The organism is Demequina sp. NBRC 110057, assembly GCF_002090175.1.
Lineage (GTDB): Bacteria > Actinomycetota > Actinomycetes > Actinomycetales > Demequinaceae > Demequina.
This window is the reverse complement of record NZ_BBRN01000003.1, coordinates 103,524-123,880: the sequence shown is the minus strand read 5'-3', so window position 1 is coordinate 123,880 and position 20,357 is coordinate 103,524. Positions and strand designations below refer to the sequence as shown.

The 20,357-nt window shown below is 71.4% G+C and carries 18 protein-coding genes; 14 read left to right on the top strand and 4 right to left on the bottom strand.

Annotation, left to right across the window (positions count from 1 at the left end; genetic code table 11):
* Positions 1 to 35: 35 nt before the first annotated feature.
* Positions 36 to 959 carry a PAC2 family protein gene (locus B7K26_RS00570; RefSeq protein WP_084076750.1) on the top strand — a complete coding sequence of 308 codons (924 nt, stop codon included), beginning with the start codon at positions 36 to 38 and terminating at the stop codon, positions 957 to 959.
* 142 nt (positions 960 to 1,101) lie between these two features.
* The gene (locus B7K26_RS00565) at positions 1,102 to 1,305 is read left to right on the top strand and encodes a cold-shock protein (RefSeq protein WP_084076749.1); all 204 of its coding nucleotides are present in this window, start codon (positions 1,102 to 1,104) and stop codon (positions 1,303 to 1,305) included.
* Between the two features lie 90 nt (positions 1,306 to 1,395).
* On the opposite strand, the gene B7K26_RS00560 is transcribed toward B7K26_RS00565, so the two are convergent.
* Entirely contained in the window at positions 1,396 to 2,172 is a 777-nt protein-coding gene (locus B7K26_RS00560; RefSeq protein ID WP_143340389.1) for a spermidine synthase, read from the bottom strand.
* A gap of 88 nt (positions 2,173 to 2,260) precedes the next feature.
* Between B7K26_RS00560 and B7K26_RS00555 the strand changes: the two genes are divergently transcribed.
* The gene (locus tag B7K26_RS00555) at positions 2,261 to 2,638 is read left to right on the top strand and encodes a DUF3040 domain-containing protein (RefSeq protein WP_159449560.1); all 378 of its coding nucleotides are present in this window, start codon (positions 2,261 to 2,263) and stop codon (positions 2,636 to 2,638) included.
* 3 nt (positions 2,639 to 2,641) lie between these two features.
* Here the strand turns inward: B7K26_RS00555 and B7K26_RS00550 are convergent, their stop codons facing one another.
* The 3 genes from B7K26_RS00550 to B7K26_RS00540 are packed head-to-tail and all read right to left on the bottom strand — an operon-like array spanning position 2,642 to position 7,090.
* On the bottom strand, positions 2,642 to 4,798 hold the full coding sequence (locus B7K26_RS00550) for a DUF3488 and transglutaminase-like domain-containing protein (RefSeq protein WP_143340388.1): 2,157 nt from the start codon (positions 4,796 to 4,798) through the stop codon (positions 2,642 to 2,644).
* Entirely contained in the window at positions 4,795 to 6,069 is a 1,275-nt protein-coding gene (locus tag B7K26_RS00545; protein WP_084076745.1) for a DUF58 domain-containing protein, read from the bottom strand. The genes B7K26_RS00550 and B7K26_RS00545 overlap by 4 nt, the downstream gene beginning before the upstream one ends.
* A gap of 4 nt (positions 6,070 to 6,073) precedes the next feature.
* Complete coding sequence (locus tag B7K26_RS00540) at positions 6,074 to 7,090, bottom strand: MoxR family ATPase (RefSeq protein WP_084076744.1); 1,017 nt, start codon at positions 7,088 to 7,090, stop codon at positions 6,074 to 6,076.
* 234 nt (positions 7,091 to 7,324) lie between these two features.
* On the opposite strand from B7K26_RS00540, the gene mraZ reads away from it, so the two are divergent.
* From mraZ to murC, 11 genes are all read left to right on the top strand, one after another.
* Positions 7,325 to 7,792: a division/cell wall cluster transcriptional repressor MraZ gene (gene mraZ / locus B7K26_RS00535; protein ID WP_234986640.1), complete on the top strand. Its 468-nt coding sequence runs from the start codon at positions 7,325 to 7,327 to the stop codon at positions 7,790 to 7,792.
* Between the two features lie 112 nt (positions 7,793 to 7,904).
* Positions 7,905 to 8,888: a 16S rRNA (cytosine(1402)-N(4))-methyltransferase RsmH gene (rsmH, locus tag B7K26_RS00530; RefSeq protein ID WP_084076742.1), complete on the top strand. Its 984-nt coding sequence runs from the start codon at positions 7,905 to 7,907 to the stop codon at positions 8,886 to 8,888.
* Positions 8,885 to 9,298, top strand: a complete 414-nt coding sequence (locus tag B7K26_RS00525; protein WP_084076741.1) for a hypothetical protein — start codon at positions 8,885 to 8,887, stop codon at positions 9,296 to 9,298. The genes rsmH and B7K26_RS00525 overlap by 4 nt, the downstream gene beginning before the upstream one ends.
* On the top strand, positions 9,298 to 11,157 hold the full coding sequence (locus B7K26_RS00520) for a penicillin-binding protein 2 (RefSeq protein ID WP_234998640.1): 1,860 nt from the start codon (positions 9,298 to 9,300) through the stop codon (positions 11,155 to 11,157). The genes B7K26_RS00525 and B7K26_RS00520 overlap by 1 nt, the downstream gene beginning before the upstream one ends.
* 12 nt (positions 11,158 to 11,169) lie before the next feature.
* Positions 11,170 to 12,729: a UDP-N-acetylmuramoyl-L-alanyl-D-glutamate--2,6-diaminopimelate ligase gene (locus B7K26_RS00515; protein ID WP_084077501.1), complete on the top strand. Its 1,560-nt coding sequence runs from the start codon at positions 11,170 to 11,172 to the stop codon at positions 12,727 to 12,729.
* On the top strand, positions 12,726 to 14,123 hold the full coding sequence (murF, locus tag B7K26_RS00510; protein ID WP_084076740.1) for a UDP-N-acetylmuramoyl-tripeptide--D-alanyl-D-alanine ligase: 1,398 nt from the start codon (positions 12,726 to 12,728) through the stop codon (positions 14,121 to 14,123). Before B7K26_RS00515 ends, murF begins: the two co-directional genes overlap by 4 nt.
* Positions 14,120 to 15,217, top strand: a complete 1,098-nt coding sequence (gene mraY / locus B7K26_RS00505) for a phospho-N-acetylmuramoyl-pentapeptide-transferase (protein ID WP_084076739.1) — start codon at positions 14,120 to 14,122, stop codon at positions 15,215 to 15,217. The genes murF and mraY overlap by 4 nt, the downstream gene beginning before the upstream one ends.
* Positions 15,214 to 16,587: a UDP-N-acetylmuramoyl-L-alanine--D-glutamate ligase gene (gene murD, locus B7K26_RS00500; RefSeq protein ID WP_084077500.1), complete on the top strand. Its 1,374-nt coding sequence runs from the start codon at positions 15,214 to 15,216 to the stop codon at positions 16,585 to 16,587. Before mraY ends, murD begins: the two co-directional genes overlap by 4 nt.
* A 10-nt stretch (positions 16,588 to 16,597) precedes the next feature.
* Positions 16,598 to 17,818: an FtsW/RodA/SpoVE family cell cycle protein gene (locus B7K26_RS00495; protein WP_084076738.1), complete on the top strand. Its 1,221-nt coding sequence runs from the start codon at positions 16,598 to 16,600 to the stop codon at positions 17,816 to 17,818.
* Entirely contained in the window at positions 17,811 to 18,923 is a 1,113-nt protein-coding gene (locus tag B7K26_RS00490; protein ID WP_234998639.1) for a glycosyltransferase, read from the top strand. The genes B7K26_RS00495 and B7K26_RS00490 overlap by 8 nt, the downstream gene beginning before the upstream one ends.
* The gene (gene murC, locus B7K26_RS00485; protein WP_200810904.1) at positions 18,920 to 20,341 is read left to right on the top strand and encodes a UDP-N-acetylmuramate--L-alanine ligase; all 1,422 of its coding nucleotides are present in this window, start codon (positions 18,920 to 18,922) and stop codon (positions 20,339 to 20,341) included. The genes B7K26_RS00490 and murC overlap by 4 nt, the downstream gene beginning before the upstream one ends.
* Positions 20,342 to 20,357 lie beyond the last annotated feature (16 nt).

Here is a 20,357-nt window from a genome sequence, read left to right as displayed (position 1 = left end):
GCCGATGCGTGAGCAAGTGGGACAATGACGGGACTATGACTTTTCCTCTGATCAGCTGGGACGCGGAGGGCGTGCAGGCGTGGGCCTCCGTCGCCCCGAAGGAAGGCGCCGTGCTCGTGCATTCGCTGCGCGGCTTCATCGACGCGGGCAAGGCTGGCGCGCTCGTCGCGCAGCAGATTCTCGACGCGGGCGAGGCGCAGCGCGTCGCCACCTTCGACATCGACCAGCTCCTCGACTACCGCTCGCGCCGCCCGGAGATGACCTTCTCGGTCAACGAATGGACGGATTACGACGAGCCGCACCTGTACCTGGACCTTGTCCATGACAAGGAATCGACGCCGTTCCTGCTGCTGCACGGTTTTGAGCCCGACATCCGCTGGGAGCAGTACATCCGGACGGTGAAGGAGATCGTCACGCGCACCGGCGTGGGGCTGACCCTCGGCGCGTATGGCATCCCGATGGCCGCGCCGCACACGCGTCCGCTCACCGCGACCGTCCACGGCACGCCGCAGGACCTGCTTCCCGACGCTCCCACCTTCTTCGGGACGGTCAACGTCCCGGCGAGCGCGCAGAACCTCATGGAGTACCGCTTCGCGCAGTGGGACCTGCCCGCGGTGAATATCGCCGTGCATGTCCCGCACTACCTGGCGCAGAGTTCTTACCCGCAGGCCGCCGAGCGTGCGATTCAGGGGATCGAGGACATCTCCGGACTCCTGATCGACACGTCGGGGCTCGACGAGGAGGCGGAGAAGGCCGACGAGGAAATCGCACGCCAGACGGCCGAGTCGGACGAGGTTCAGGCGCTCGTGGCCGGCCTCGAGCGCCAATACGACGCGTACATGGAGAGCCGGGACGAAGGTCTCGACATCTCCGGCCCGCTGCCGTCGGCGGACGAGTTGGGCGCTGAATTCGAACGATTCCTGCAGCAACAGCGAGGAGACACTCCCCCTCACGCCTAATTCATGGCATGCTGGTTCCGGTTGCAAGAACGTAGTGAGCAAGAACCGGTCTTTCCTAGTCCGGAACAAGCCATTGCGGCGACAGCCGGGGGCAGGTCGCCTTCGGCTCCCGTCTGCGGGCAGTACAGACAAGGAAAGATGTATGGCACAGGGTTCTGTGAAGTGGTTCAACGCTGAGAAGGGCTACGGCTTTATTGCTCAGGACGGCGGCGGCGCCGACGTCTTCGTGCACTACTCGGCGATCGAGTCCGACGGTTACAAGTCCCTCGAAGAGGCGCAGCGCGTCGAGTTCGAGGTCACCGATGGTCCCAAGGGTCCGCAGGCCGCTCAGGTCCGCCCCCTCTAAGGCTTCTCCGGTCCACTGACCGGATCAGGGCCGTCACCCCGTCAGGGGTGGCGGCCCTTTCTTGTGCCCGTGGGCGATGCGGCGGCCGGCTTAGCTGGCCCAGCCGGGATCCACGCCGGTCGGCAGCGGCGCCGAGGCCGCGTAGCGGCGCAGGGAGTGGACGTCGACGTCGCCCGCGACGAGCACCACGTTGCCGCGTCGCCTGCCCTTCATCACGGCGGGCTCGCCGACCGCGACCACGTTCGCGAACGCCTCCCGCGCGGCAGCGGCATCGGCCAGGTGCGTGGTGGTTCCGGGAGCCGTGCCTACGTTGGCGAGCACGAGTCCGCCGGGGCGCACCACCCGTTGCGCGTGACCCCACCACTCCGGGCCGGCGAGTGCCGGGGGAGTGAGCGCCTCCGAGAACGCGTCGCGCAGCACCAGGTCGACGCTGTCGTCGTGCCGGTCGGCCAGCGCCTCGAGGCCGTCCTGCGCGCGGATCCTCAGGCGCGGCGCGCGCGGAAGGTCCCACCACTGGCGGGCAAGCTCGGGCAGGGTCGCGTCGATGTCGACGGCGATGTGGCGCGACTCGGGGTAGCGCCACGCGAGGTGCCTTGCCATCGTGCACACCCCGGCGCCCACGTGAAGGGCGAGCATCCTGGCGGGGGCGTCCCACGCCTCGACGGCCGCCGCGAAGTGGCGCATGTACTCGAAGTCGAGTACGGCGGGGTCGACGCGCATCGAAGAACTGGGAACACCACGCACCCATACGGTCGTTGAACCATCAGGCTCGTCCGTGAGCCGCACCATCCCGGTAGCGATGGGCATGTCGACGCCGCGTGGCACACCTGCCGCGATGCCGGGGGTGACGGTCGATCGGCGTGCCACAGGCGTCCTCGATTCGTGTGGTGGTGCGAGCGGGCGGTGCTGACTAGACTAGGTGCCTACTGCGCACCCGCATGTAAAGGAGAGCATGATGCCGCTGTCAGAGTACGAGCAGCGCGTGCTGGACCAGCTCGAGCACGACCTCGGGCAGGACGCCTCCCTGCACCGCGCCATGAACAAGGGTCCCAAGACCCCCGCCCGCATCGTCGCGGGCGTCGCCGGCGTGGTGATCGGGCTCGGCATCGTCCTTCTCGGCGTCGTCACCCAGATTCCTGTCCTTGGAGTCTTCGGGTTCCTCATCATGGCGGGCGTCGCGCTGTGGGCGCTGCTCACGCCGCGCAAGGGACAGCAGCCGGCCGCCCCGCAGAAGAAGCCGTCCGCCGGCCCGCAGGCGCCCAAGCAGCGCAAGGACTTCATGCAGACCTTCGAGGAGCGCTTCGACCGTCGCCGCGAGAGCGGCGACCTGTAACCGCTAGGCCCGTGCCGTGACCGAGGTTGCGGCATCGGCCACCTGCCGTGCCCACGCGTCGAGGTGGGCCGGCTCGACATCGCAGCCCGTGGGGGAGTAGCGATGACTCTCGACGGCGCTCGCGAGTGACGTGAGCGCCTCTCGATCGGGGCCATTCAACTCGACGCCTTGCGCCGCGAGCGCCGCCGCAACGTGCTCGCCCGCCTCCCGCGGCGTCAGGGAGCGCGGCCACCGCGCCTCCGCGGGAAGGGCCTCGCGCAGGGACTCCCACGCGTGCTCGGGCGCCGCGAGCGGGGCCGCCACCTGTCCGCGCCTGCCGCGCCACATCGCCACGGCGGCACCTGCGACACCGAGGACCACCACCGCGACGGCAGCCCACCACCATGACGGACCCGTCTCGGTACTGGTCGTACCGCCGGTCGCCGGCGCGTCTCCCGTGTCGGGGCGCTCGGGCTGCTGAGGGGCGATCGTGGGCTGCTGGGCCTGGCTGTCGGGAACCGCCGGCGTCACGTTGGCCCCGTTCGAGGAGTACCGCGGCGCCGATCCGGTCTGCACCGAGGGGGTGGGCTCGAACCTGACCCACCCCACCTCGGGGAACCACAGTTCCGGCCAGGCGTGGGCGTCGCCGCCCTGCACGATGAACGTGTCGCCGTCTCCCGCGCTGCCCGGGAGGAACCCCACCGCAAGCCGCGCGGGGATCTCCAGCGTGCGCGCCATCATGACCATGGTCGTCGCGAACTGCACGCAATAGCCCGCGCGCGAGTCGAGGAAGGAACTGACAGTGTCGCCGGTGGTGGGGCTCACGGACGTGTCGTAGTCGAACTCGGAGGGGTCGCGCAGGTAGTCCTGCAGCATCACCGCCTGCGCGAACCGCGAGGTGGCCTCCTCGGTGAGGCTGTGCGCGAGGTCGGAGACGCGGGCGGAGTCCATGGCGGGGGGAAGCTCCAGGTAGGCGGCGCTCAGGCCCGCGTCGCCCTCGCCGCCGGCCTCGGCTGGCGAGGCGAGCAGGCGATCGGCGGTGAGGTAGCCGGTATCGGCCGTCACGGTATAGGTCGCGCTGAGCGTGGACTCGTCGTCCCCCACCACCTCGTCGAGCGACGCGTCGTAGCCCCAGTCGCCGTCGACATCGACGGTGCGGGGAGCGGCGGGCAGGGGCAGATTCGTCTCGGCAAGGCCCACGGCGTCGATCGTGTAGGTGGCGGAGGTGGGAGACGCCTCGTCGATCCCGACCGGCCACAGGACGCCCTCGGTGTCCGTCAGTGCGTCGGGATCGGGCTCGTCGCGCACCCAGCTGACGCCGTCGAACGCGCCCAGGGCGTACAGCCGGAACACCTCCGGTCGCGAGCCGTCGGCCGTGTAGACGAGGGCGGGGGCCGTCGAGTTGGTCGTGAGGGAGGTGCGCAGGTCGAGGTCGAGGTTGAGGCGCGTGGTCCCGTCGAGGGCGGAGGGGGCGTCAATGCGGGGAATGACTCCCCAGCCGTTGCCGCCAAGAGCGCTCGGCACCACGAGCAGCGCGAGGCCGAGCGAGGCGGCCGTCGCGGCCACGGCGCCGCCGGCGGTCCCCGGCGGGGAGGCGGGGTCGCCCCGCCGGCTCGCGGCCAGCGTCAGCAGCCAGGCGCCGAGGGCCACGACGAGCCACACGAGCGGCACCCGCTGCTGGAACACCGCGGCGGGCAGCCAGGGCAGCATGAGCACCAGCCCGGCGCTCGCGGCCCCGCGCCAGGACACGGCGATGTGCTCGGCGGCGAGGAAGAGCAGGAGGAGACACGCGCAGATGAGTGCCTGAAGGGGAGCGGTGACGTCCGCCGGCGCCACCGTGGTGGCGGCATAGTCGACTCCCTCGCGCAGGAGGTGTCCAAGGTCGACGAGCGCGCGTGGAGTCGGCAGCAGGTGGCGCTCGCCCTCGTCCGTGCGGGAGAACAGGATGACCATCGCCACGATCGACACCGCGAGCCCCAGCAGCGTGGGCAGCACGCGCGAGCGGCTGAGGAGGCGGGTGGCGACCACGGCGGCCGTGACGACGGCGAGAAGGCCGATGACCGTGGCGAGCCACGTCCCCATCACGACCACGGGTTGCAGAGCGAAGACGCCTGCGCCGGCCGCGACGGCGACCAAAGGCGTGGTGCGCCACGGCGACGCCGACCGGTTCCTGGCGCTCACGCGAGGTCGTCCATGGTCAGCAGCGTGTTCCACACCTCGGCAATATCGTCGCCCGTGCCGACGACCGTGCACCGCCAGCCCGCCTTGCGCAGGCGGGTGGCCGCGCCCTGGGCGACCTCGCGGTCGCCCTCCGCCGCGGCGCGCAGGATCGCCCACGCCCGCCCCGTGGCGCCGATGGGAGCGAGCGCTGCCAGCGCCTGATCCGACGGCGGGTCGATGATGGCGACCGTCACCTCACCCTCGAGCGCCCCCTCGGCAGCGGCGGCCGCGCTGCGCAGCAGGCTTGCCTCCGCCGCGGCGCGCGACGCGGGGGACGCGAGGTCGACGGTCTGATCGAGGAGCTCTGCACGCGCGACGTCGCCGCCGCGTTGGCCCAGGTGGGCGGCCGCGCCCGGGGGGCCACCGTGAAGCAAACGCACCGGGTGGCCGGTGTCGAGCACCGAGACGCCGATCGATGCTGCCGCCGAGACGGACCATTCGAGCGCCTCGTGGCCGTGGGGGAGATCGAGGATGACGGTGGCGGGGCGTCGGCCCGCGTGCTCGTCGGAGCGCACCAGCATCGTCCCTCGCCTCGCCGAGCTGGCCCAGTGGACCCGGCGCAGGTCGTCGCCCTCGCGGTACTCCCGCAGGGCGGCATCGTCCGTGGAGGGCGTGCGTGCACCCAGCACCACCCGGTCGGCCTGCCCGAGCAGCGCGCCCGCCGTGCCGGTGAGGTCGACGACGCGGGGCCACACCGACACGGACTCGGCGGTCCCAAACGACGTATCCGACAGCAGCATGCCGAGGGGATCGGAGGCATGCAGCAGCGCAGGCCCCACGTCCCAGCGGCCACGGCGCACGGGCGACAGGGAGTACGCGAGCGTGAGCGCGTCGGCGGTGCGGGTCACGGCCGCGCGGGTGGCAGCGCCGCCGGTGAGCTCGGCGGCCGCCTGCTCTCGTACCTGGAGACGCGCGATCAGCCCCCGCGCCGACCCGCGGCGCGCCCGGCGCGCCCGGATCGTGACGGTGACGGATCCCGGCACGCCTACGGTGAGCGGCCGAGGAACGATGGTGCGCTCCGCGTAGGGGAAGCGGTGGGTGAAGGAGGCGAGGCCGGTGGTCATCCAGATCCACGCCAGTGCCACGGCGCACGTCATCGCGACGCCGACGTAGACCATGACGGGCGCCGACAGGCCCACGCCGCCCGCGCCGATGACGACGCCACACGCGAGCATCCCGACGCCGCGGGGGGTGAGGCTCATGCGGGCCGTGACGCCGCCGGGCTCCGCCATGAGGTCAGGATCCGTTCGCGACCGTGGCCATCGACGGTGAGGCGGCGTCGCGGGCCTCGGTGGGGACCGCGGTGCGCTCGACGATGGCGCGCACGATCTCCTGGGTGCCACGTCCGGCCAGCCGTGCCTCCGTCGACGGCACGAGGCGGTGCGCGAGCACCGCCACCGCCAGCGCCTTCACGTCGTCGGGCAGCACATGGTTGCGTCCCGCCATGGCGGCCCTCGCCTTGGCAGCCGCGAGCAGCTGCAGCGACGCGCGCGGGGAGGCGCCCAGTCGCAGCGCGGTCTCAGTACGCGTCTGCGCGACGAGATCGACGATGTGCTGCTTGACGGCCGGGGCCGCATAGATGCGTCGCGCGACGTCGATGAGGCGCGTGAGCGTGGCCGTGTCGGTGACGGCGCGGACCTCGTCCAAGGGGTCGGTGCCGTCGTGGCTGTCGAGCATCGCCATCTCGTCGCGCGGCTGCGGGTAGCCCACGGAGACGCGCGACATGAACCTGTCGCGCTGCGCCTCCGGCAGCGGGTAGGTGCCCTCCATGTCGATGGGGTTCTGCGTCGCGACGACCAGGAATGGCTCCGGCAGTCGCCGGGTGACGCCGTCGACGGTGACGGCGCGCTCCTGCATGGCCTCCAGCAGCGCGGACTGCGTCTTGGGCGAGGCGCGATTGATCTCGTCGGCGATCACCACCTGGGCGAAGATCGGCCCCGGCCTGAACTCGAAGCGGTGGTCGTCCGACCGGAAGACACTCACGCCGGTGACGTCGGTCGGCATCAGGTCGGGAGTGAACTGGATGCGTCCCACGGAGCAATCAACGGACGCCGCGAAGGCGCGGGCCAGGGTGGTCTTGCCCACCCCCGGCACGTCCTCCATGAGGAGGTGTCCGCCCGCCAACACCGTCGCGAGCGTCGACGTGATCGCCGAGTCGAGGCCCGACAACACGGACCCGATGGAGTGCCGGATCGCCGCGGTGACCTCCGCAACCTCCGCGAGGTCGTCGGGGGAGGGCAGGGGGTGAGTCATGGGGGCTCCTTCGCGCTTAGGAGCCGAGCCTAGGCGATGAACGGCGGCCCGGACCAGGGCTGGGCCGGGATTTGCGGGGCACGTCGCGAAAATCCCTCCACTTTCATCCACTGGCATTTACCTGCGAGAATATTGCAATCAGGAGGAGAAAGTTGCCTCAAAACTCCCCACGGTGGTGGGAAGTGGAGTAAAGTGGGGGCATCGGGCGAGTCGTGGCGCACGGGAGGTGATCGAGTGTCGGATGCACTGACGCACGGTCTTGGCCCCACCGGGGTCTTCCTGGGCACGTTCACGCCTCGACTCGATGACAAGGGCCGGCTGATCCTCCCCGCGAAGTTCCGGGGGAGGCTCGCGTCGGGCCTCGTCGCCACGCGCGGGCTGGACCGTTGCGTGTTCCTCTTCCCCCTGGACGAGTTCGCGGTCATCCACGACCGGCTGCGACGCGCGCCCCTGGAGAACAAGAACGCGCGCGACTACCTGCGCAACTTCCTCGGCCACGCCTCGGACGACATCCCGGACAAGCAGGGACGCATTCTCATCAGCGCGCCCCTGCGCAAGTACGCGGGTCTCGAGCGAGACGTGGCGGTGGTCGGAATGGGATCCCGGGTCGAGATCTGGGACGCCCAGGCGTGGGAGGACTACCTCGAGCGCGGAGAAGACGACTACGCGGCCACCGCGGCGGAGGTCTTCGACGCCATGTGATCCACCCCCTGCCCCGCGGCCTCCTCCCGTGCCGCTCTGACGGACTTCCCCCCGCCAGAGAGCCGGAGGGAGACCGGGAGGCAGGGGACAACAGCAGGAAGGGAGCCAAGGGATGACCGATGCGGCCTCGCGTCACCAGCCGGTGATGCTCGACCGATGCGTCGACCTGCTCGCGCCCGCCCTCGATCACGACGGCGCCCTCGTGGTGGACGGCACGCTCGGCATGGGCGGCCACACCGAGGCGATCCTCGAGCGTTGCCCCCGCGCCCGCGTCGTGGGAATCGACCGCGACCCCCAGGCCATCGCCCTCGCGAGCGAGCGCCTCGCGCGCTTCGGCGACAGGTTCGTCGCCCATCACGCCGAGTACGACGACATCGCCGGCGCCATCGCGGCGGCCGGCGCTGACCTGGCCGACGGCGTGCTGCTCGACCTCGGCGTGAGTTCGCTGCAGATCGACGAGGCCGATCGCGGCTTCTCCTACGCGCAGGACGCGCCGCTCGACATGCGGATGAACCCCGAGGACCCGGTGACCGCGGCGGACCTGCTGCGCGACGCCGACACCAAGGAGCTCACCCGCATCCTCAGGGTCTACGGCGAGGAGCGCTTTGCCGCACGCATCGCCGAGTCGATCGTGAAGCGCCGCGACACCGCGCCGCTCACGCGCTCTGCCGAGCTGGTGGACCTGGTGCGCGCCTGCATCCCCGCCGCGAGCCGCACGCCGGGATCCAACCCCGCCAAGCGGACCTTCCAGGCGCTTCGCATCGCCGTCAACCGTGAGCTCGAGGTCCTCGAGGACGCTCTGCCCGCGGCCATCGAGGGGGTGCGAGTCGGCGGTCGCGTCGTCGTGGAGTCGTACCACTCGCTCGAGGACAAGCTCGTGAAGGCGGCGTTCGCCGCCGGCACTACGTCCTCCGCCCCGCCGGGACTGCCGGTGGTGCCGGAGGAGCACCAGCCCTACCTGCGCGCGCTCACGCGCGGCGCCGAGAAGGCCCCGGCTGCTGAGGCCGAGGTCAACCCCCGCTCCAAGCCGGTCCGCCTGCGGGCCGTCGAGCGGATCCGTCTTACCCCGCCATCGCGCCTGAGGAGGCCCGCATGAGCGCCGCTCCCGTCCGTCAGCACCGTCCCGTGTCCGTGGGGGCGACGGCCCGCAAGGCCGCCGCGACCCCCACGCCCGAGCGTCACCCGCACCTGCGCGCCGTCGCGGCGCCCGAGCAGGCGCGCTCGATCGCGCCGTTCGCGTGGACCTGCATCCTCATCGTGCTGGGAGCGATGGCGGCGGTGCTGCTCATCAACACCCAGATGACCAAGGGGGCCTACGAGCGCCGCGACCTCAAGATCGAGATCGCGTCGCTCCACGAGCAGTCAGCGGCGATGACCGACACGCTCGAGCGCTACGACTCGCCGTCGTATCTTGCCGAGCGCGCCTCCGCACTTGGCATGGAGCCCGCCTCTACGCTCGGTTCCGTGTCCATCGCCGATGGGGCGGTGCTGGAGCAGGGAGAGTGATGGACGAGCGCCGCACGGCACGACCCACCTCCTCGGCCGGTCGCGGCGCACCCCGGCGTCGGCCCGGTGCCGCCAAGCGGGCGCGGGGAATGCGCATCGGCCGCCCCCAGATGCGCCAGCAGGTGATCACCCTCGGTGCGCTCGGCGTCCTCACCCTGTTCGCCGGCAGGCTCGTGATGATCCAGGTGGTCGATCCCGACGACCTGGCCGGCCAGGCGCTCGAGAGCCGCCTCGCGACCACCACTGTCAGCACCGACCGCGCCGACATCGTCGACCGCAACGGCGAGGTGCTCGCGACGTCCGTCACGCGCTATCACGTGTGGGTGAACCAGCAGACGATCGCGGAGTTCAAGCGCGTCGAGAACGGCGAGACCGTCGCGGAGGGCGCGCTCGACGCCGCTGCCATCCTGGCGCCCATCCTCGACATGGACGAGGACGAGCTCGCCGCCAAGCTCGTGGGCGACGACACCTTCGAGTACATCGCGAAGTACGTCACGCCGGAGACCTGGGACCTCATCAGCGACGAGAAGATCACCGGCATCGAGTCGGAGAAGGTCTCGGAGCGCCTCTACCCCAACGGGGACCTCGCGGGAAACATCGTGGGCTTCGTGGGGGGCGTCCAGGACAGGCAGGGCGTCGAGTGGGGACTCGCCGGCATGGAGAAGTCTCAGGAGGAGACGCTCCTGGGCACCGACGGCTCGCTCACCTACGAGCGGGGCGGCAACGGAACCGCCATCCCCACGGGCGAGTTCGCCGAGACCCCTGCCGAGCCCGGCCAGGACGTGGTGCTCACCATCGACCGCGACATCCAGTACTACGCGCAGACGCGTCTCGATGAGGCGATCGCCGAGACAGGAGCGACCCACGGCTTCGTCACCGTCGAGGACGCCACCACCGGCGAGATCTACGCCATGGCGGACTCGGGCACCGTCGACCCCAACGACCCCGGCGCCACTGACGCCGACCACCGCCAGTCGGCGGCGGTCGAGGACGTCTTCGAGCCCGGCTCCACCGCCAAGGCCATCACGATGGCGGCCGCGATCGAGGAGGGCGTGGTCACGCCCACGAGCCGCTTCGAGGTGCCCTACAAGTACACGACGCCGAACGGCCAGGAGTTCAAGGACTCCCACGAACACGGCCTCGAGAAGCTCACCGCCGCGGGCATCCTGTCGGAGTCGTCGAACACGGGCACCGTGATGATCGGCGAGAAGCTCTCGGACGAGACCCGCTACGAGTACCTCAAGGCCTTCGGCTTCGGCACCAAGACGGGCATCGGCATGCCCAGCGAGTCCGCCGGCATCCTCCACGACTACGAGAACTGGGACGGCCGTTCGAAGTACGCCGTGCTGTTCGGCCAGGCGGTGTCCGTGACCGCGCTGCAGGCCACGCAGGTGTACCAGACACTCGCGAATGATGGAGTGAAGGTGACGCCGTCCCTGATCAAGGGCTACCGCAACGGCGACGGCACCATCGACGAGGTCGACCAGGCCGAAGGCACCCGCGTCGTGTCGGAGGACACCGCGAAGCAGGTCATGCTCATGCTCGAGGACGTCACCGAGGGCGGCACGGGAACCGCGGCGCAGATCGACGGGTATCGTGTGGCGGGTAAGACGGGCACCGCTCAGGCCGTCGGATCGGACGGCAAGCTCAGCTCGATCGTCGCCTCCTTCATCGGCGTCGCGCCGGCGGACGACCCGGCGATCGTGGTGTCCGTCAGCCTCTTCGACCCTCAGACCAGCATCTACGGCGGCGTCGTGTCGGCGCCAGTGTTCTCGGACGTGGCAGCGTTCGCGCTGCAGACGCTCCGGGTGCCGCCGTCGGATGCGGCCGAGGAGCTGTACCCGACCACCTGGGAGTGACGCGTGACGCACATGGAGCTACGGCCCGACCACCCTCGGGCCGCCACCCTCGCGGCCGTCGCCGGGCGCATCGGCGCCGGCGAGCCTTCGGCCAACCCCACCCTCACCGGGGCGACCGTCGACTCGCGCGACGTCCGCCCGGGCGACCTGTTCGGCGCGTTCGCCGGCTTCACAGTGCACGGCGCCAGGTTCGCGGCCGATGCTGTGGCGGCCGGAGCATCGGCCCTTCTCACGGACGCCGAGGGCGAGTTCATGGCGCGCGAGGCGGGCCTCGACGTGCCCGTCCTCGTGGTGGACGACCCCCGCGCGGCGATGGGGGAGGCAGCCGCGGAGATCTACGGCGACCCCAGCCGGGCCCTGGCCTTCGTGGGCGTCACGGGGACCAACGGCAAGACCACCACCAGCTATTTCATCGAGAACGCGCTCGCCCGGGTGCACGCGCACACGGGAATCATGGGCACCGTCGAGCTGCGACTGGGCAACGACACGATTGAGTCCCCGCGCACGACGGTGGAGTCTCCCGTCCTTCACGGGCTGCTCGCGCGGATGCTCGAGCACGGCGTCACGGCGGCGGTCACCGAGGTGTCCTCGCACGCCGCCGCGCTCGACAGGATCGCTGGCATCGACTTCTCTGTGGCGGTGTTCACCAACCTGCAGTGGGACCACCTCGACTTCCACGGCACCATGGAGGCCTACCTCGACGCGAAGGCGCGGCTGTTCGCGCCCGGCCGCGCCAGGTTCGGCGTCATCAACGTCGACGACCAGTGGGGGCGTGCCCTCGCGGCGCGCGTGGAGATCCCCGCCTGGACGGTCTCGACGCACGCCGACGACCCGCACCCGGCCGACTGGACCGTCGCCGAGGCCGAGATCGGCCTCGACGGCGTGGGCTCGACCTTCGTCTTCACCGGTCCCGATGGCGCGCGTCACCGCGCGACGTCGCCGTTGCCGGGCCTCGTGAACGTGTCGAACGCGGTGGTGGCCATCGTCGCCGCGCACGCGGCGGGCATGACGCTCGAGGACGCCATCGCCGGCGTCGCCGCCGCGCACGGCGTGCCGGGGCGCATGGAACGCGTCATCGAGCGCTCCGACAGCGACCCCCTCGCCATCGTCGACTACGCGCACACGCCCGACGCGCTCACCCTCGCGCTCGAGGGGGTGCGCCCCATCACCCCCGGTCGCCTGATCCTCATCTTCGGCTCCGACGGCGACCGCGACCAGGGCAAGCGCCCCGTCATGGGCGAGATCGCGGCGAACCTCGCCGACGTCATCGTGCTCACGGACGAGAACCCGCGATCCGAGGAGCCTGCCGCCGTGCGTGCGATGATCCGCGAGGGCATCGAAAAGGTGCGCCCCACGCTCGCGGACGTCCACGAGGTGGAGCCGCGCGTGGTGGCCGTCGAGACGGGGCTGCGCCTCGCCGGCCCGCTCGACACCGTCATCGTGACGGGCAAGGGCCACGAGCCGACCCAGGAGATCGCCGGGGTATTCCACCGGTACAACGACCGTGACGCCTACCTCCAGGCGCACGCACGCATCGCGGCCGAGCGGGCCGCTCAGGAGGACCAGGAATGAGAACGCTCACGGCCCAGTGGGTCGCGAACGCCGTCGGGGGCGACCTCGCCGCCGACGTCGACGCCACCGTCACCTCGGTGGAGAAGGACTCGCGCGCGGTGCAGCCAGGCGCGCTGTACGTCGCCTTCATCGGGGACAGGGTCGACGGGCACGAGTACGCCCCGCAGGCCTTCGAGGCGGGCGCCACACTCGCGCTCGTGAGCCAGCCGGTGGCGGGCCCGCACGTCCTCGTGGACGACGTGGTGGCCGCGCTCGGCCGCCTGGCGCGCGCCTACCTGGCGCTGCTGCGCACCGAGGGTGACCTCACCGTCGTGGGCATCACGGGCTCGAACGGAAAGACCACCACCAAGGACCTGCTGGCCCAGGTGCTGCCCGCCGCCATCGCCCCCGTGGGGAGCTTCAACAACGAGATCGGGCTGCCGCTGACGGTGCTGAGGGCCGATGCCTCGACACGCCACCTGGTGCTCGAGATGGGTGCGTCGGCGCCGGGCGACCTCGCCTACCTCACCGGCATCGCGCCGCTCGACATCGCCGTGGTGCTGACGGTGGGCTCGGCCCACCTCGGCGGCTACGGCTCGCCCGAGGCGCTGGCCGAGGAGAAGGCCTCTCTCATCGACGGCCTCGTGCCGGGCGGCGTGGCCGTCCTCAACACCGACGACCCGCGCGTGGCAGCGATGGCGCGGCGCGAGGTGCTGGCCGCCGACGGCCGCCGGGTTCGCCTGTTTGGCGTGGGGGAGCGCGGCGACCTCGACGTCGCGGCCACCGCGCTCGACTCCGACCGCGGCAGGGCGTCGTTCGTGCCGGTCGCCGACGGCGAGGCGGGGGAGCGGATCACCCTGACGCTGGTGGGCGAACACCACGTGACCAACGCCCTGGCGGCGCTCGCCACGGCGCTCGAGTGCGGCATCGGCCCCGTGAAGGCAGCCGAGGCTGTCGCCGCCGCCGGGCCGCTCAGCGCCCACCGCATGGCGCTGACCGAGCGCGCCGACGGGGTGTGGATCCTCGACGACGCCTATAACGCCTCGCCCGAGTCCATGCGCGCCGCCCTGCGCGCCCTCAAGGACGTCGCTGTCGACGGCCGGTCGTTCGCCGTCATCGGCGAGATGCTCGAGATGGGTGACGCCTCGCTTGCCGCCCACGAGGAGGTGGGCCTCGACGCCGTGCGCCTGCGCATCGACCACCTTGTCGTGGTCGGGGCCGGCGCCCGCGCCGCATACGTGTCGGCGGTCAGGGAGGGCTCGTGGGGCGACGAGGCCGCCTTCGTCGCTACCATTGACGAGGCCCGCGCATTCCTCGACGGGCGCCTCACGCGCGGCGACACCGTCCTGCTCAAGGCGTCCCACGGCTCCGGGCTGTGGAAGCTTGCCGACGACCTCTTGGGAGTAACTGCATGAAGGCCGTGGTGTTCGCGGGAGGTATCTCGCTTGTCATCGCGCTGCTGGGCACGCCGCTGTTCATCCGCTACCTCACCCGCCACCAGTACGGACAGTTCATCCGTCACGATGGGCCCGCCTCGCACCTCGTGAAGCGCGGCACGCCCACCATGGGTGGCGTCGTCATCATCATCGCGCTCGTGGCCGGCTGGCTCGGCGGCAACCTGCTCACGGGCCGCACCCCGTATGCCTCGTCGATGCTCGTGGTGCTGCTGATCGTGGGCCTGGGCTTCGTGGGCTTCCTCGACGACTACATCAAGATCCGCCAGGAGAGATCGCTGGGCCTCAGGGCCCGCTACAAGATCCTGGGTCAGGCCGTCGTGGGCATCGCCTTCGCCGTGCTCGTGCTGCAGTTCCCGAATGTGCATGGCGAGACCCCCGCGTCGACGTCGATCTCCTTCCTGCGCGACTCGGTGATCGACCTCGCCTACTGGGGACCGGCGGTGGGGCTGATCCTCTTCATCGTGTGGTCGAACTTCCTCATCACCGCCTGGTCCAACGCCGTGAACCTCACCGACGGCCTCGACGGCCTGGCCACCGGCGCGTCGCTCATCTTCTTCGGCGCCTACACGCTCATCTGCATCTGGCAGTACAACCAGTGGTGCGGCTTCACGTCAGGCAACTCGCAGTGTTACGAGGTACGGGACCCGCGCGACCTGGCGATCCTTGCGGCCGCCATCGCTGGCGCATGCTTCGGGTTCCTGTGGTGGAACGCGTCTCCCGCCAAGATCTTCATGGGCGACACCGGCTCGCTCGCGCTCGGCGGCGCGATCGCCGGCATCACGATCATGTCCCGCACCGAGCTCCTCGGCGTGATCATCGGCGGCCTGTTCGTCGTCATCGTCGCCTCGTCCGTCATCCAGATCGGCTGGTTCAAGATCTCGGGCGGTAAACGCGTCTTCAAGATGGCTCCGCTGCATCATCACTTCGAGCTGATGGGCTGGGGAGAGGTGACGATCGTCATCCGCTTCTGGATCATCGCGGGCCTGTGCGCGGCCGTGGGCGGCGGCATCTTCTACGCCGAGTGGGTCGCCTCGCTCCCGTCCGGCGCATGAGCGATCGCCTTGCCGGACTGCGGGTCCTGATCCTGGGGCTCGGCGTCGCCGGGCGCTCCGCGCGCGAGGCCTGCATGGCCGAGGGGGCGACGCCCGTCACCGTCGACCCGCAGGCGGCCGATGCCGACCACGCCGACCTCGCCGGGCTCGCCGTCGAGGGCTTCGACCTGTGCATGTCCTCGCCGGGCTTCGCGCCGCACCACCCGTGGGTGGTGGCGGTGGCCGATGTCGGGGTCGAGATCGTGTCGGAGATGGAGTTCGCGTGGCGCGTGCGCCGGGAGGGCATCCCATGGGTGCTCATCACCGGCACCAACGGTAAGACCACCACCACCCAGATGGTGGGAGCCATCGCGGAGGCGGGCGGCCTTGACGTGGCGGTGTGCGGAAACATGGGCATCCCCGTCATCGGGGCCGCGCGCGAGCAGCATGACCTCGTGGCCGTCGAGATCGCCTCGCTGCAGCTCCACTTCACGACGACCCTGTCGCCGCACGCCGCGGTGTGCCTCAACGCCGACGAGGACCACCTCGACTGGCACGGCTCCGTCGAGGCCTATCGCGCCGACAAGGCCCGCGTGTATCGCCACGTCCGCGTGGCGGCCGTCTACGGCGCGCACGACGCGCTCGTGGAGTCGATGGTCGCCGAGGCCGACGTGGTGGACGGCGCGCGCGCCGTCGGCATCACCCTCGGCAGCCCTGCCGTGAGCCAGCTCGGCGTCGTCGAGGGGGTGCTTGTCGACCGAGCCTTCCACGACGCCCGCCACCGCGAGGCGCTCGAGCTCGGCCACGTGGACGACCTCGCCCACCTGGTGGCGGGCGCCGTGCCGCCATATCTCGCGTTTAACGCCCTTGCGGCCGCGGCACTGTGCCGCGCGGTGGGCGTCGAGCCCGCCGCCGTCGCGCGCGGCCTCGCCTCGTTCTCGCTCGACGCGCACCGCACCGACTTCGTGGCCCGCGTGGCCGACGTCGACTATGTGGACGACTCCAAGGCGACCAACGCGCACGCCGCGATCGCCGCGTTCGGTGGCCGCGCCGACGAGTCGGTGGTGTGGGTTGCCGGCGGCCAGGCCAAGGGCCAGGAGTTCGACGACCTGGTGCGCACCATCGGCTCGCGCCTGCGCCACGTGGTGCTCCTGGGCGAGGATCCCGAGCCGCTCGCGTCGGCTCTCGCGGGACACGCGCCCGATATCCCCGTGACCCGTATCGCGCCGGGAGACACTGTGATGGAACGGGCCGTCGCTGCGGCCCGTACGGCTGCGAGAGCCGGGGACACCGTGTTGCTGTCGCCGGCCTGCGCATCGTTCGACCAGTTCCGCAGCTATGCGGACAGAGGAGAGGCCTTCGCTCGCGCGGTGGGGGAGCTCGAGGAGTGAAGGAGGCGTCATGACGGCCACGGCCCCGCGACGCACCTCGACCCCGCCCGCCCCGTCCGGCTCGCCCGTGACGACGTACTACCTGTTGGTCGCCGGCACGGCGATCCTCGTGCTCGTGGGTCTCGCGCTGGTGCTGTCCACGACGTCGAACTACGCGCTGCGCGCCGACTCCGGTGCCTCGCCGTACCGGCTGTTCATCACGCAGGCCGTGGCGCTCGTCATCGGCATGGGTGGCCTCGTCGCGGGATCGCACCTGTCGCTTACGTGGTGGAAGCGGCTCGCGCCGTGGACGCTGCTGGCCTCCTACGCGTTGCTCGCCCTCGTGCTGGTCGCGGGCAAGAGCGTCAACGGCAACAAGAACTGGCTCATCATCGGTGGGATGAGCTTCCAGCCCTCGGAGTTCGCCAAGCTGGGACTCGCGCTGTTCCTTGGCGTCACGCTCGCCACGTTCAGGCGTGAGCTGACCACGCTGAAGGGGATCCTCATCCCCGGCGGGGTGGCCGCGGCGCTCGTGCTGCTTCTCGTGCTCGCCGGCGGAGACCTCGGCACCGCCATGGTGATCTGCCTGCTCGTGGGCGGCGCCTACTGGGTGGCGGGAATGCCTCTGAGGTACTTCCTCGTGCTGGCGGCGGCCGGCGTCGGCATGGTGTTGTACATGCTCGAGAAGGGCACCACGCGCGGCTCGCGCATCGACGTGTGGCTGAACCCCGAGAACTGCGACCCGCAGGGGTCCTGCATGCAGGCCATCCACGGGCTCTGGGCACTCGCCTCCGGCGGGCTGTGGGGTCTCGGCCCCGGCATGAGCCGCGAGAAGTGGGCGGGCCTACCCGCGGCCGACAACGACTTCATTTTCGCGGTCATCGGCGAGGAGTTCGGCCTCATCGGCACGGGCCTCGTCCTCATCGCCTTCGGCATGATCGCCGTCGCTATTAACCGCCTGGTGCGCCGCCACCGCGATCCCTTCGTGCAGATTGCCTCCGGTGCCATCGGCGCGTGGATCGTGGGTCAGGCGCTCATCAACATCGCCGTCGTCATCGGCCTGCTGCCCGTCACCGGCGTGCCGCTGCCGCTGGTCTCATCCGGAGGATCGTCGCTCATCGTGTCACTCGCCGCCATCGGGGTCCTGCTCGCGTTTGCGAGACACGAACCGGGGGCGCAGGAGGCCTTCGCCGCCCGCCCCAGCATGATCAAGCGCTCCATCGCCATCGTCTCGCGGGGGCGACGTGGCTAACTTCCTCGTCGCCGGCGGCGGGACCGCGGGGCACGTCAACCCCATGCTCGCCACCGCCCACGCCCTCACCGAGCGCGGACACTCGGTCGCCGCCCTCGGCACCGCCCAGGGCCTCGAGGCCGACCTCGTCCCGCGCGCGGGCCTCACGCTCCACGAGGTGCCGAAGGTGCCGCTGCCGCGCCGCCCGTCGGGCGACCTGCTGCGCCTGCCCCGCAACTGGGCCGCCGCCGTGGGCGCGGCGACCAGGGCCATCGAGGCCACGGCAGCCGATGCCGTTATCGGCTTCGGCGGCTACGTCTCCACCCCCGCGTACCGCGCCGCGCGCAAGGCCGGCATCCCCATCATCGTGCACGAGGCGAACGCCCGTCCCGGGCTCGCGAACAGGCTGGGCGCGAGGTGGACGCGGCACGTCGCCGTCACGGCGCCGGGCACGCCCCTGCCGCACGCTGTGGTGACGGGCCTGCCGCTGCTCCCCGCCGTCCAGGACCTCGCCGAGGCGCTCGCCGACCCCTCGGCCGCGCCGGCGCTGCGCGCCGAGGCGCGCGCGGCGCTCGGCTGGGCAGAGGACGCCCCCGTGCTCGTCATCACCGGCGGCTCGCTCGGCGCCGCGAGCCTCAACGCCGCCACCGTCGGCGCCGTCGCGCGCCTCGTCGAGCACGGCATTCACGTGTGGCACCTGACCGGCCGCGGCAAGGCGGACGACGCGCTGCGCGCCCAGGGCGACCTGCCCGCCGCCACCCGCGGGCTGTACCGCGTCGACGAGTTCAGCCACGACATGTCGCAGGTCTTCGCCGCGGCATCGGCCGTGGTGTGCCGTTCGGGCGCCGGCGCGGTGGCCGAGGCGACCGCGATGCGCCTGCCGGCGGTCTACGTCCCGCTGCCTCACGGCAACGGCGAGCAGGCGCTGAACGCGATGCCCGCGGTCGAGGCGGGCGCTGCCGCGCTCGTCGAGGACTCCGCGCTGACGCCGGCCGCGCTCGAGCAGCAGGCCGAGCGGCTCCTGCTGGAGGCCGGCGTTGCCGACTCCATGCGTGAGGCCGCGGCGCGGTTCGGGATCATCGATGGCGCCGCGCGCGTCGCCACCATGGCCGAGGAGGCACTGTGAGCCGGGTCCACTTCATCGGCGTCGGCGGCTCCGGAATGTCCGCGGTCGCGCGACTCACGGCCGCCCGCGGCCACGAGGTCACGGGCTCCGACATGAAGGAGTCGCACTACTTCCTGGCGCTGCGCGAGGCGGGCATGGACGTGCGCATCGGCCACGACGCCGCCTACGTCGACGGTGTGGACACCGTCGTAATCTCCTCGGCGGTGCGGGAGACCAACCCCGAGCTCGCCCACGCGCGCGAGGCAGGCGTCGAGGTCATTCACCGCTCCGAGGCGCTCGTGCGGACCCTCGACGACCAGCGCCTCATCGCCGTCGCGGGCACGCACGGCAAGACCACCACCTCGGCCATGGTCGCGACGGTGCTCCACGGCGCGGGAATCGACGCCGGCTTCGCCGTCGGGGCGCGCGTCTTCGGAGTCGAGGGCGCCGTAGCGGGAGGCTACGCGGGAACGGCCGGCATCAGCGCGGTGGAGGCTGACGAGTCCGACGGCTCCTTCCTGCGGTACCACCCCGAGGTGGCGATCCTGCTCAACATCGAGCCCGACCACCTCGACCACCACGGCACCGTCGAGGCGCTGCACGAGGCGTTCGCGCAGTTCGCCTCCGACTGCCGCGTGCTTGTCGCGTGCGCCGACGACCCGGTCGTGACGACGATCGCCGCCCGTGCCGCCGCGGCCGGGGTGCGAGTGGTGACCTACGGCTCCGAGGGCTCGGGCGCGGACGTGGAGGTGACGCCCACCCACCTCCGCCTTTCCCGTCAGATGGATCCATTTGGCTCGCCTAAGGCCCTAGACGAGCCAAATGGATCCATTCGACCGCTCAGGGCGGGGCAGGAGTTTGCCCTGGACGTGCCCGTCCCCGGCGCGCACATGCGGCTTAACGCGGCCGCCGCCTGGGCCGCTGCCGTGGCCGTGGGGGCGGACCCCGAGCGCGCCGCCGGCGCCGTCGCGGGCTTCGCCGGCACCGGCCGCCGCTACCAGACCCGCGGCGAGGCGGACGGCGTCACGGTGGTCGACGACTACGCGCACCACCCGACGGAGGTCGCGGCACTGCTTGCCGCCGCCCGCTCCGCCGGCGCGGGGCGTCTCGTGGTGCTGTTCCAGCCGGCGCTGTTCTCGCGCACCCAGTTGCACGCGGCCGCCTTCGGCCAGGCCCTATCGGTGGCCGATGCCGACATCGTGATCGCCGGTGTCCACGGCGACCGCGAGGACCCCATTCCCGGCGTGACCTCTCAGTCCATCCTCGACGCCGTCGAGAGCCGGGAGGGCGCTACCGCGCGCGTGGTCGACGACCTCGCCGAGGCGGCGCAGGAGGCAGCGCGCCTCGCTCGCCCCGGCGACCTTGTCCTCACCGTCGGCTCCGGCCCCGTCACGTACGCGGCCGACTGGATTCTCGACTCCCTGCGGCGGCGCGCGTGAGCGACCCGCGCCGCCC